Genomic DNA, 11,831 nt, shown 5'->3' with positions numbered 1-11,831 from the left:
GCCGCCACGGCCGCCTCGACTCGTCGATGGCCGCCCTGACCAGCGTCTTCCGCACGTAGGCGTCGGTCGCCGCCCGTTCTCTGATCTTCTTCCACCTCCGGTGCAGCGCGACGAACGCCGTCTGCGCGAGATCGTCCGCACGATGCCAGTCACCGCAGAGCATGTACGCGGTCCTGCGCACGGAGTCCCGCTTCGCGGCGAAGTACTCCGCGAACTCTTGTTCGTCGCGCTGGTTCACGCGGTTTTTGTCTCCGCTCTTGCCTCGTCGGTGGGTAGGACGGAACCGGGGGCGTCCACGGTTGCATGAGCGGGCGCGGCGGACCAGCCGGGGAGGAGATTCATGGCGGGCCCGTCGATGTGATGTGATCGTACCGTGACCTCGCGCTCTCTCCCGCTGATCGATTTCCGCTCCGACACCGTCACCCGTCCCGACGACGTCATGCGCCAGGCCATGGCGAAGGCCGAGGTCGGCGACAACGTCCTCGACGGCGATCCGACCGTCGCCGCGCTGGAACAGCGCGCCGCGAAACTCCTCGGTATGCCCGCCGCGCTCTGGACCCCGTCCGGGACCATGGCGAACCTGATCGCGCTGAGCATCCATCTCCAGCGTGGTGACCGGTTCCTCGCGCCGCGCGGCTCGCATGTCATCACCGACGAACTCGGTTCCGCCGCGTGGCTCGCGGGCGGCATGCCGGAGCCGCTGGAGCACGACGCCGGGCCCGGGCGCCCGACGCCGGAGACGCTTTCGGCCGCGATCGGCGTCCCGCGCGGGCCGTACTACGCGCTGCGCACCCCGCTGTTGTGCCTGGAGAACACGCACAACACGGCGGGCGGCGCGGTCACCCCGCCCGACGAGCACGCGCAGCTGGTCGCGATCGCGAAGGAGGCCGGGCTGACCGTGCACCTCGACGGCGCCCGCATCTGGCACGCGTCGGTCGCACTGGAGGTCCCGCCCGCGGCCCTCACGGTCGGCGTCGACACCGTGTCCGCCTGTTTCTCCAAGGGCCTCGGCGCCCCCGTCGGCTCGGTGGTGGCCGGCAGCGAGGAGTTCGTCGAGAAGGCACGGCGGATGCGCCAGATGCTCGGCGGCGGCGTCCGCCAGGCCGGCGTGCTGGCCGCGGCCTGCATGGTCGCGCTGGACCGCATCGGCGACCTCGCCGAGACCCACGAGAACGCGACCCGGCTCGCGGCCGGGTTCGCCGAGCTCGGCTGGGAGGTCAACGCTCCCGAGACCAACATCGTGCAGGTCACCGCACCGGACCTCGAAGGACGGCTGGCCTGGCTGGCCGGGCTCGGGATCCTGACCCTGCCGAGCTCGGGCCGGATCCGCTTCGTCGCGCACCGCGACCTTTCCGCGGCGGACATCGAAGAAACCCTTCAACGCGTCAAGACCGGGGGCTGAACATGAACTGGATCGTCTTCGACTACGGCGACGTCATCAGCGAGCACACCGACGCGCTGCCGACCCTGGCCAAGGCCTTCGACCTCGATGTCGCCGACTTCGAGCCGCACTACTGGGCCGAGCGGGTCCAGTACGACTCCGGCGGCTCGGACCTCGAGTACTGGCAGAACGTCGGCCGCGCGCTGAACGTCCCTGTCGACAAGGCGTTCGCCGACGAGCTGACCCGCATCGACGTCGAGGGCTGGACGCACCTCGAACCGGACGTCCTCGAACTGCTGGAAGGGCTGCACGAGGCCGGCGCGGCGCTCGCGCTGCTCTCGAACGCTTCGTCCACCTTCGGCCGCTGGGTGCGCGAGCAGGAGTGGGCGAAGCTATTCCGCGTGAAGCTCTTCTCGGGTGATCTCGGCTGCATGAAGCCCGACGCGAAGATCTATCGGATCCTGCTCGCCGAACTCGGCGCCGAACCGGGCGACTGCCTGTTCTTCGACGATCGTCAGTCCAATGTGGACGGAGCACGGGCGGTGGGGATGAAGGCCGAACGGTGGGTCGGCGTGACAACAGCGAAATCCGGCTTCGGCTCTTCGGAGGAATAATTCACCCTCACCGCTCATCCGCTTACGCGCGGTGAAGCGGATGACCTACGCTGAACGCGTCCAAACCGAGTTACCCCGGTAGGTGCCCATGTCAGCGGACCAGCGCCCGTTCGTTCCCGTCGATTTCGACCGGCCGAGCATCGCGAGGGTCTTCGACGCGCTGATGGGCGGCCAGGACAACTACGAGGCGGACAGGGTGGCGCTGCGCCAGATCCTGGAAATCTCGCCGGACGCGCAGGCGATGGCCAAAGAAGTGCGGCACTGGCTGGTGCGGACCGTGCGCTACCTGACCGACCGGGAAGGCATCGACCAGTTCCTCGACCTCGGCTCCGGTTTCCCGAGCATGGACAACACGCACCAGGTCGCGCAGCGGTACAACCCCGAGGCCCAGGTCGTCTACGTCGACCGGGATCCGGTGGTGCAGGCGCACGGCCGCGCGCTGCTCGCGGCGAACGACTTCGCGCATATGGTGGCCGCGGATCTGACCGAACCGGCCGAGGTCGTCGAGGAACTCGCCCGCACCCACCGGCTGGACTTCGACCGGCCCGTCGGGCTGGTCCTGTGCGCGATCGTCCACCACCTCCAGGACCTCGACGAGGCGCGGAAGACCGTCCGCGCCTACGTCGACGCGCTGGCCCCGGGCTCGTTCGTCGCGCTGCTGCACCAGCACAACCCCGCCGACGGCTCCGAAGCCGCCGATGTCGCGACGGCACTCGAGAAGCGCTTCAACGGCACGGGGCTGGACACGCTGTACCGCACGCGTGACGAGATCGAGTCGTTCTTCGAGGGACTCGATCTCATGGAGCCCGGGCTGACGTACCCGCACCTGTGGTGGCCGGACGGCCCGCGCTTCACCCCGCTTTCGCCCGTGAACTTCACGTCGCTCGGCGGGGTGGCGCGTAAGCCTTAGCGGCGGAGCTGCTTCGGGGTGCCCTTACCCTTGATGGCGCCGTACGCGGCCGTGCCGAGGAAGACCGCGCCGCCGATGACGGCGATCCAAAAGACGGCCTTCACGAGGAAACCGAGCACGGATCCGAGCACCATGAAGGCCACCCAAGCCAGGATCAGCCCGCCGACGATCTTCCAGAACATGGCATCCTCCGATTGCCTCACCGTGCCCGAGCGGGCCCGGTGAGTCCAGGTTGTCAGGCGAAGCTCGCGAGCGCCTTCATTCCGGCTAACGTTCAGGGTGATTTCCGGGTTCCCCCTGAGCGGTGAGCCACTGGCCCAGCCTGCGGACCCCTTCGTCGATGTCCTCGCGAGCACCCGCGAAGGAGAACCGCACGAACCGGCCGCCGTCGACCGGGTCGAAGTCGATCCCGGGGGCGATCGCGACGCCCGTTTCAGCGAGGAGCCGTTGGCACCAGCTGAGACTGTCGGTCGTGTACGCGGAGACGTCGGCGTAAGCGTAGAAGGCGCCCTCGGCCGGCGCGAGCTTGTCGATGCCGATGCCCTTGAGACCGGCGAAGAGCACGTCGCGGTTGGCCCGGTAGCGCTCGACGTGGCCGTCGGCCTCCGCGTACGCCTCCGGGGTGAACGCGGCGACCGCGGCGTGCTGGGAGACCGCGGGCGGGCAGATGGTGAAGTTGCCGGTCAGGACGTCGATCGCGCGATGCAGCCGCTGCGGCGCGAGCATCCAGCCGAGCCGCCAGCCGGTCATGGCGAAGTACTTGGAGAACGAGCCGAGGACGAGCGCTTCCGTGCCGTACTGCCAGGCACAATCGAGTCCGGCGCCGTAGGAGATCCCGTGGTAGATCTCGTCGCTGATCAGCTGCACACCGCGTGACGCGCACCAGCCGCTGATCGCCGCCAGTTCACCCGGCGGCAGGACGGTGCCGGTCGGATTGCTCGGGCTGGCCACGATGAGTCCCTTGATCGGCCCCAATTCGTCGAGCAGCGCGACGGTCGGCTGGAAGTTCGTGTCCGCCCCGGTGGCGAACTCGACGACCTCGCAACCGAGCACCTTCAGCAGGTTGCGGTAGGCCGGGTAGCCGGGACGCGCCATCGCGACGCGGTCGCCCGCCTCGAAGGCGCTGAGGAACGAAAGCAGGAAACCACCGGAGGAACCGGTCGTCATGATGACGTCCTGCGGGCTCACGTCGACCGGGTACGTGCGGTTGTAGTGCTCCGCGACGGCCTCGCGCAGCTCCGGGATGCCGAGCTGCTCGGTGTAGCCGAGGTTGTGGTCCTTCAGCGCGCGTTGCGCGGCTTCGAGCACCGGTCCCGGCGCCGGGGCGGACGGCTGCCCGGCGAGCAACGGGACCAGGTCGCCGTGGCTGCGCTGCCGGGCTTGTGCGGCCGAAAGGACGTCCATGACATGGAACGGCGGGACGTCGGAACGTGCGGCGGGACCGGGGATGAGCATGACGTGAGGCTAACCGGACTTCGCGAGGAGAACCGCGTAGCCGTCGAGGAGCCGTTGCAGGCCGAACTCGAAGAGCGTGTCGAGGTCGTAGTCGAACGGCGCGCGGGAGACGACACCGGCGAAGTTCGGGAAACGACCGCCGGACACCAGATCCCAGAGGATCGGCTCGTGCTCCGCCAGCCAGGCGTCGGCCGTGACCGCCGTTCCGGATTCGGTGTCGGCTTCGGCCTCGAAGTTGAGGGCGATGCCGCGTACGTGGTTGAAGATCGTGATGTGCGCGTACATGATCGTCGACGGCGGGAGGCCGTGACCGTCGAGCGCGCGGGTCGCCCAATCGGCGTGCGTCAGCAGATTCGGCAGTGGCTGCGGGCGGGTGATCGAGAGCGCCTGCGCGAGCCAGGGATGCCGCCGGAACAGCGCCCATTGCGCCCTCGCCATCAGCTCCAGCTGGGCCCGCCAGCCGGATGGCGGCTCGGGCGGGAAGCGGATTTCGCCGAGCGCCATGTCCGCCATCTCGAGGATCAGCTCCTCCTTCGCGGTGACATGGCGATAAAGCGCCATCGTCGCGACGCCGAGCCCGGAGGCGACGCGGCGCATCGAGAGCGCGCGGATGCCCTCGGCGTCGGCGATCCGGATCGCCGCCTTCACCACTCGCTCGCGTGACAGCTCCGCCTCGGTCCTCGGCGCGGCCTTCCGGGTGCGGGTGGCGACGACCGTGCCCGCGCCGGGTTTGGCGACGACCAGGCCGTCCCGTTTGAGTGTGGCGAGGACCTTCGTCGCGGTCGCCATCGCGACGCCCCATTCGGCGATGATCCGGCGGGTCGACGGGACCTTGTCGCCCTCGCGAAGCTCGCCGGACGTGATCCGGCGACGGATCTCGGCGGCGATCCGCAGGTAGGGCGGCTCGGTTCCTGCCATAGTGCACCTTACCGCGTTCCAGGCGGCGCACTAGCCGTATCGCACTAGTGCAGCGGGGATTTTCCAGGCTTTTTCCTGGGGTCGAGTCGCAGCGTCCATACGTTGTACGCAGTGCTTCAAAACGCCGTACACAGGGAGTGGACATGCGGAAGGTCCTGATTTCGGGCGCGGGGATCGCCGGCACGACGCTGGCTTACTGGCTGCGCCGGCACGGTTTCGCGCCGACGGTCGTCGAGCGGGCGCCCGCGCCCCGGGTCGGCGGGCACGCGGTCGACATCCGCGGCACGGCGCTCGGCGTCGTCGACCGGATGGGGGTGCTCGAACGCCTCCGGGAGCTGCGGACGGACATGCGCGGGATGTCGTTCGTGAACGGCGAGGGCAAGACCCTCGTGAACGTCACCGACCACACGCTGACCGGCGGGCTCACCGACAGCGAGGACGTCGAGATCCTGCGGGACGACCTCACCGACACACTGGCTTCGGTCGCTCAGGAGGGCGTCGAGTACGTCTACGGGGACTGGATCACCGGGATCACGCAGCGCACCGACGATGTCCGAGTCGCCTTCGCACGCGGAGAGGCCCGAGACTTCGACCTCGTCATCGGCGCGGACGGGCAGCACTCGGCCGTGCGGTCACTGGTTTTCGGGGCGGAGAAAGAGTTTTCGCACCACATGGACACCTATCTCGCGGTGTTCACCGTGCCGAACTTCCTCGATCTGGACCGCTGGCAGACCTTCCACATGACGCCGGGGAAACTGGCCGGGCTGTACAGTGCGCGCAAGAACACGGAAGCGCGGGCGATGCTCGGCTTCCAGTCGCCGGAGCTCGACTTCGACCGGCACGACCTGGAGCAGCAACGAAAACTGATCGCCGACCGGTTCGCCGGTCAAGGCTGGGAAGTGCCGCGGTTGCTTCGCGAAATGGCGTCGAGCGAGCTGTACTTCGATTCCATGACCCAGATCCGGATGGACCGGTTCACCGACGGACGGGTCGCGCTGGTCGGCGACGCGGGCTATGGCCCCTCGCCGCTTTCGGGGCAGGGCACCAGTTTGGCTATCGTCGGGGCCTACGTGCTCGCCGGGTCGCTGGCCGCTTCTCTTGACCACCGCGCCGCTTTTTCTTCCTACGAAAGGGAAATGCGGCCGTTCGTGCTCAAGAACCAAGCACTGGCCGCGATGAACCAGAAGAACCAGACGCGGTTCCGGCAGTGGAAACAGATCCAGTCGATGCGGGTGCTGCCTCATCTTCCGTTCCGGAACCGGCTGATGAAGGCGGCCATGCGACCGCTCACGGAAGCGGCGAACGCCTTGGCACTCAAGGACTACTGACGGCGGCCCTTGGGGTGCGCCGACCGGGGGACTCGCGTGACTGGACGGACGACACACGTGACGGAAGGGACGACACGCGTCTTGATAGCCGTGAAGGCCTCCTTGAGGGACCCAGAGTCCCTCAAGGGGGCCTTCACGTACTTCTGGCGGGCCCGAAACGCTGGCAAGCGAGCCGGTCGATCTCGTCAGTAGCCCTGGTATCCGCCGCCACCGGCCATGGACTTCAGACCCGGGTGGCCATCGAAACCGCCGTACCGCGAGAACGTGTACCGCACGCCCGCGATGATGTTGTCGACCGGGTTGTAGATGTCGTCGTGCCCGGGAAGCTTGTGCGCGTTGAAGGTCGGGTCGATGCACTGCATCAACCCCTTCGACGGCGTGCCCTTCGCCGCGTTGGAGTCCCAGTTGTTGATGGCGTTGGGATTGCCGCCGGACTCCTTCTCGATGATCGTCCAGATCTTCTGGATATCCGCCTCGGTCACCGGGATCCCGTTGGCCTGCAGGATCTTGATGGCCTCTTGGATCCACTGCTGGACGTTGCCCGGCGGCGTCGTCGACGGCGGGCCGCCGCTCGGGCCGAGGCCGCCGCCCCCACCACCGCCACCGCCTCCTCCACCGCCACCACCGGCGTGGAGTCCGCCGGTGCGCTTGGGGACGGAGCCGTCCTTGCCGGGCATCGGGACGGTGGAATAGCCGCCCTGGATGTCCTTCTTCATCAGTTCCTGGGACTTCTGGATCATCTGGTTGGCCTGGTCGAGCAGGCCTTTGACCCGGCCGTCCGCGTCCTTGGCGATACCGTTGATGTCGGTCTTGGCCTTCTGGATGATCTCGTCGGCCGAAGGGCTCGGCGCCGGCTTGTGATCCTTCTCGGCCTGCGCCGCGGCCGTGATCGCCGCGTTCTTGTCCTTCTCCGCCTGCGCGTTCCTGGTGTTGACCGCCGCTTCGGCGTCTTCGTAGACGCCCTTCACCTGGGCCTTGATGTTGCCGAGATCGGTGTGGACGCGATCGAGGTCGTCGACGACCTTGCCCAGCTGCTCTTCGACGTTCTTGCCGGCCTTGGTGATCGACTTGACGTACTCGAAGAAGGCCTCCGCGGCGGGCCCGGCCCAGACGCCGCCGTTCAGCGCCTCGGTCGACGTCGACAACGCCGCGCTGTGGTCACCCGCGTTGTCGGCGGCCGTCTTGAACTGCCTCGACGCGTTCTGAATGGCGGCGAGGTTGACCTTGCTGATCTGCTCGGCCTTCTGGGTCAGTCCGTCCCAGCCGTCCGGCGTGCCGGCGCCGACACCGTTCAAAGCCACTGCTCAAGCCCCCTTGGTCTTCGGCCCCCAGGCCTGGCGAGTCGTCACAGGTCCCCGTGCACCTTCAGGTTGTCCACGTGGACCGCTTCGGTCTCCTTGATCAGCCCCGCGGCCTTTCGCAGCACGAAGGCCGTGGCCTCCATCAGCTGACCGGCCGAATCGAATTCGTTGTGGACACCCTGTTTGAACTTGCCGACCGCGCCGTGCGCGTCGCCGTGCTCGTCCACTCCGCCGAAGGGGCTTTCCTTCTCGTCATCCATCCCGGTGACGCCTTTTTTGGTCTTCTCGAACTCGTCCTTGAGCTTCTCCACCTGACCGGCGGCGATCCCCATGGAATCCGGGTCGTACACAGGCACGGTTCGTCATCCCCTTCACGGAAAAACTTGTGTCCGCCCGATCTGACGCGCGGCCGATCAAGACGGTTCCCGCGCATACTTTAAGACCTCGGCAGGGGGCCGTGTGCGTATCCACGCCAACTTCCACCCCGCCGATAATCGGGCGAATCAGAAATCGGCGACTTCCCGGATCCTCGTCGCCAGCAGCTGATTGTCCGCCGGGGTGATGGTCGCCCAATCCCGCCCGTCGCGGTTCCGCGCGACCTGGAACAGATAGCGGCCCGCGTCCGTGTCGTAGAAGGCGACCACGCCGCCCGCGCGCCGGGGGCGGCCGTCTCGGCCCGCGCGTTCGGCACCGAACTGGCCGCGTGCCTCCTGGCCCAGCAGCATGCCCGCCGCCTCCTGCGCCTGCCAGAGGGGCACGTCCAGATCTTCCAGAGCCGTGACCAGCGCTTTCGCGTCACCGCGAGCCGCGGCGTCGGCTTGGACGAGCACGTCGTGGGGGATGCTGATCGACTGGCCGACCCCGGGGCCGAGATCACCCGCGACCGAGACGGCGGCTTCGGCCAGCGAGCTTTCGCGGGCCGGGATCAGCCACACCTGACCGGCGTCGATCACGCCGAGCAACGCCTGGTTGCCGACGCTGACCGCCTGCCCCTTGATCTCGCGGTCGGTCCACACCCAGACGTCGATCGCGAGCCGGGGGTGCGCGAACAGGTTCAGCATGTCGACCAGTTCGCCCGACGCCTGATGTCCCCGCGCGAGCCCTCGCGCGCGCAGGGATTCCCAGGCCTCTTCGATCAGTGCCGCCCGCTCCGTATGGGTCGTTCCGGGGCTCGGCACGTCGAGTGCGACATGGCGGCGGGGCAGCCTTTCGGCTTCCCAGAGCATTTCGAACTCGAGTGCGGACAGCACCAGGCTGCCGTTGTCGTTCGGCACAGGTTCAGCGCGCTTCCCGGTTGCCGTGGTCACCGATCACGTCGGGCGACACCAGGCGCTCGTCGGTGAACAGGTCCTTGTCGTCGACGCCATAACGCCTGATGTGCTCCGCGTCCTCTTCGACGTCCTGGGTGGCCGCGCGCTCCATGAACCTCGACTCGGGTTTCGGCTGCTTCGCGCCGATCTTCTCCGAGCGCCGCATGGCCTCCTCTTCGGGAAGTTCGCCGATCGGCAGCTGACGGGTCGGCTTCACGCCGCCTTCCTGACGGGGACGGCGGTCGCGTTCCTTGTCACCGCTCAGCGCGCCACCGGCGACACCGGCGCCGAGCGCGGCGGCACCGGCGCCCAGATCGCCCGCGGCCGGACCGGTGACCTTCGGGACGGCGGGGAAGCCGCGACCGGATTCGTTGCCGGGGGCCAACGGCGCCTGCGGTCCGGAGCCGACCGAGCGGCCCTTGCCGAGCGCCTGGTCGCCACCGGCACCACCGCCGACGTTGCCGAAGACACCGGGGCCGGAGCTGGAACCGGCGCCTTTGCCGAGTGCGGCGTCGATACCGGGACCGGTGCCGAAGGACTTGCCGACCGGCTGCGCCGACGTGGTGCTGTTCGGCGGCAGGCTGCCGGTGGACTGGCCCGGCGGGATGTTCGGGTTGGACGGCGCGCCCGGCGGGACGAACGGCGGCGAGGCGGGAGAGCCGGTGACCGGGTACGAAGGCCTGCCCTGTTCGGGCTGCGGGGACGGCCGGTTCGGCGTCACCCAGCCGGAACCCGGGGCGGGAGCCGGCCGCGAAGTGCCGGCCGGCGTCGTCGAGCCCGCCGACGCGGGAGCGGTCGTACCTGGGCCGGGCGCCGCCGAAGCGGTCTTCCGAGCCGTTCCACCGCCCATGGCGACGCCGTAGGCCGGGGTCGGGGCGTCGTAGGACGGCGCCTTCGGGTGGCTGACCGGCTGCGCGACCGGCGGCACGTACTTCGACTCGACGGCGGCCGACGCGGGGCGCACGCTGCCGTCCGGGGTCAGATCCGTGGCCGTGCCCGCGAGGTCGAGCGGGGCGGACCCGCCGCCCGCGCCGGCGGTCGTCGTGGTCTGGGTCAGGTTCATCGCCTGCGGATCGGCCAGGGTGTCGGTCGTCAGCAGGTTCTCGCCGCTCGTCTTGGCGTAGTCGTTCAACGCCTCCTGCGCCTGCGCCCGCGCGTTGTTCGCGGCGCTGACGGTTTTGGCGTGGTCGGTCTCGAACCCGATGAGGCTCAGCAGGACGTCGCCGACGGTCAGGCCGCCGGCGCCCTTCCGGACCACGTCCGGATCCGGGAGCTTGTGCAGCGTCCGGTTGAAGGCCTCACCCTGGGCGAAGATCATCTCCGCGGAATGCGAGACCTTCGTGTTCGCGTCCTGGGAGAAACCCGCCTGCTCGGTGAACACCTGACCGGCGGCGCCGCCCGCTTCGCTCTGCCATTCCACGCCGAGCTTGCCCAGCTCGTCACGCAGCGTCTTGTCGGTGTCGGCGAGCGCGCCCGCGACGGCCTTCAGCGCGTCGACGGCGATGCCGATGCTGCCGGTGCCGTCGCCGCTGCGGAACTGCTCGATCTCGGTCGCGATCCCGGTGTCGGTGTAGCCGTCGAACCGAAGATCGCGGAGCCTGCCCGCGAGGTCGGAAACGTTCACGCCGCCCTCCCTAATTGCGTGCTTTCAAGGTCTGCAAAGCCAAATCGGCCGCCAGTGCGGATTTCTCGCACAGCTGCGGCATGGTGAACGCGCCGGCGGTGATGGTGACGGCCCGCACCGCCAGCGTCTGTCCTTTCGCGACACCGACGAGCGTTTCGCAATCACCCGGCGTGCCGGTGTCACGGTGGTTCCTGATGGCGGGGAACCCTTCGACCTGCACCGGTTCCGTCGTCATGCTGTTCTTGCGGCGCTTGCCGGTGAACCATTCTTCGACGTCCGCGGTGATCGTGCGGACGTAATAGCTGTGGAAGGGCTGCTCGGCGTCCGCGTCGAAGACACAGGTCGGGCCGTCGATCGGTTCGGCGGCCGTGCGCGGTTTACTGTTGATCTTCAGCCGGTCGAGCTGCGGATCGGCGAGCAGGGCACACGGATCGACACCCTGGAGGGGCAGCTCGGCGGGCCTGGCGGGCAGCGCGGACGCCTTGGCACCCTGCGTGGCCGAAGCCAGCGCGGGTTCGTTGGGGAACGGCTGGCCGCCCGTGTCCGTGGTACATCCGGCCAAGGCGAGGGTGAGCACGCCGCCGGACACCAGCACACGGGGCCTACGCCCGGTGAACACCACGGTCCCCGAGTGCGGCCGCCTTGTCCGCATCACTGGTCTTGTACTCCTTGGCCGCCGTGCGGAGCTGGCTGACCAATCCCCGGAGCCCGGCCACGTACGCCCGGACCTGCGCGGCGTACGACTGGTCGCCGTCGGCGACCAGCGAGTTCCACACGTCGGTCGCGTGCACGCTCACGGTGTCGTTGGCCGGAGTGTCGATCCGCAGCTGGTCGAGCCGCGTCATGAGCTTGTCCTGCAACGCGTCGACCTGCTCTTCGACGATCTTCGCGACTTCGAGCAGTTTCGACGGATCGACTCTGATGTCGGCCACCGACGGTGGCGTCGGGACCGCCGACGTGAGGTCCTGGACCTTGCCCGATGCTGCCATT

General features: G+C 68.6%; 14 protein-coding genes. 4 read left to right on the top strand and 10 right to left on the bottom strand.

Annotated features, from left to right (window positions below; all coding sequences use genetic code 11):
• The coding region (locus ED92_RS41615; protein ID WP_037334643.1) for a sigma factor at nt 1-238 on the bottom strand (238 nt) is incomplete at its 3' end.
• 135 nt (nt 239-373) lie between these two features.
• Here ED92_RS41615 and ED92_RS07735 point away from each other — a divergent pair.
• The 3 genes from ED92_RS07735 (at nt 374) to ED92_RS07725 (ending at nt 2,905) form a co-directional block, all read left to right on the top strand.
• The gene (locus tag ED92_RS07735) at nt 374-1,402 is read left to right on the top strand and encodes a low specificity L-threonine aldolase (RefSeq protein WP_037334640.1); all 1,029 of its coding nucleotides are present in this window, start codon (nt 374-376) and stop codon (nt 1,400-1,402) included.
• A gap of 2 nt (nt 1,403-1,404) precedes the next feature.
• Nucleotides 1,405-1,995: an HAD family phosphatase gene (locus ED92_RS07730; protein ID WP_037334637.1), complete on the top strand. Its 591-nt coding sequence runs from the start codon at nt 1,405-1,407 to the stop codon at nt 1,993-1,995.
• Between the two features lie 88 nt (nt 1,996-2,083).
• Nucleotides 2,084-2,905: an SAM-dependent methyltransferase gene (locus ED92_RS07725; RefSeq protein WP_037334635.1), complete on the top strand. Its 822-nt coding sequence runs from the start codon at nt 2,084-2,086 to the stop codon at nt 2,903-2,905.
• Here the strand turns inward: ED92_RS07725 and ED92_RS07720 are convergent.
• The 3 genes from ED92_RS07720 to ED92_RS07710 form a co-directional block, all read right to left on the bottom strand.
• Nucleotides 2,902-3,087 (bottom strand): hypothetical protein, encoded by a 186-nt coding sequence (locus ED92_RS07720; RefSeq protein WP_007032516.1) that lies wholly within the window; start codon nt 3,085-3,087, stop codon nt 2,902-2,904. The two genes, ED92_RS07725 and ED92_RS07720, sit on opposite strands and share 4 nt — an antisense overlap.
• Nucleotides 3,088-3,172: 85 nt before the next feature.
• Nucleotides 3,173-4,360: a pyridoxal phosphate-dependent aminotransferase gene (locus ED92_RS07715; RefSeq protein ID WP_037334632.1), complete on the bottom strand. Its 1,188-nt coding sequence runs from the start codon at nt 4,358-4,360 to the stop codon at nt 3,173-3,175.
• 9 nt (nt 4,361-4,369) lie between these two features.
• Nucleotides 4,370-5,278: a TetR/AcrR family transcriptional regulator C-terminal domain-containing protein gene (locus ED92_RS07710; protein ID WP_037334630.1), complete on the bottom strand. Its 909-nt coding sequence runs from the start codon at nt 5,276-5,278 to the stop codon at nt 4,370-4,372.
• A gap of 143 nt (nt 5,279-5,421) precedes the next feature.
• Here ED92_RS07710 and ED92_RS07705 point away from each other — a divergent pair, with 143 nt between their 5' ends.
• Nucleotides 5,422-6,606 (top strand): FAD-dependent monooxygenase, encoded by a 1,185-nt coding sequence (locus tag ED92_RS07705; RefSeq protein WP_052120312.1) that lies wholly within the window; start codon nt 5,422-5,424, stop codon nt 6,604-6,606.
• A 185-nt stretch (nt 6,607-6,791) separates the two neighbouring features.
• Here ED92_RS07705 and ED92_RS07700 read toward each other — a convergent pair whose 3' ends face one another.
• From ED92_RS07700 to ED92_RS07675, 6 genes are all read right to left on the bottom strand, one after another.
• Nucleotides 6,792-7,907, bottom strand: a complete 1,116-nt coding sequence (locus ED92_RS07700) for a transglycosylase SLT domain-containing protein (protein WP_037334627.1) — start codon at nt 7,905-7,907, stop codon at nt 6,792-6,794.
• Nucleotides 7,908-7,951: 44 nt separating this feature from the next.
• Nucleotides 7,952-8,263 (bottom strand): hypothetical protein, encoded by a 312-nt coding sequence (locus tag ED92_RS07695; RefSeq protein WP_026467133.1) that lies wholly within the window; start codon nt 8,261-8,263, stop codon nt 7,952-7,954.
• Nucleotides 8,264-8,410: 147 nt separating this feature from the next.
• On the bottom strand, nt 8,411-9,181 hold the full coding sequence (locus ED92_RS07690; protein WP_037334625.1) for an ESX secretion-associated protein EspG: 771 nt from the start codon (nt 9,179-9,181) through the stop codon (nt 8,411-8,413).
• Nucleotides 9,182-9,185: 4 nt separating this feature from the next.
• Nucleotides 9,186-10,841: a hypothetical protein gene (locus ED92_RS07685; RefSeq protein WP_037334622.1), complete on the bottom strand. Its 1,656-nt coding sequence runs from the start codon at nt 10,839-10,841 to the stop codon at nt 9,186-9,188.
• 10 nt (nt 10,842-10,851) lie between these two features.
• Nucleotides 10,852-11,493, bottom strand: a complete 642-nt coding sequence (locus tag ED92_RS07680; RefSeq protein WP_235213214.1) for a DUF3558 domain-containing protein — start codon at nt 11,491-11,493, stop codon at nt 10,852-10,854.
• The gene (locus ED92_RS07675; protein WP_037334617.1) at nt 11,444-11,830 is read right to left on the bottom strand and encodes a PE domain-containing protein; all 387 of its coding nucleotides are present in this window, start codon (nt 11,828-11,830) and stop codon (nt 11,444-11,446) included. The genes ED92_RS07680 and ED92_RS07675 overlap by 50 nt, the downstream gene beginning before the upstream one ends.
• Nucleotide 11,831 lies beyond the last annotated feature (1 nt).

It is taken from the genome of Amycolatopsis sp. MJM2582 (assembly GCF_000754115.1).
Classification (GTDB): domain Bacteria; phylum Actinomycetota; class Actinomycetes; order Mycobacteriales; family Pseudonocardiaceae; genus Amycolatopsis; species Amycolatopsis japonica.
The sequence above is the reverse complement of the archived record's forward strand: the minus strand, read 5'-3'. Positions and strand labels throughout refer to the sequence as shown.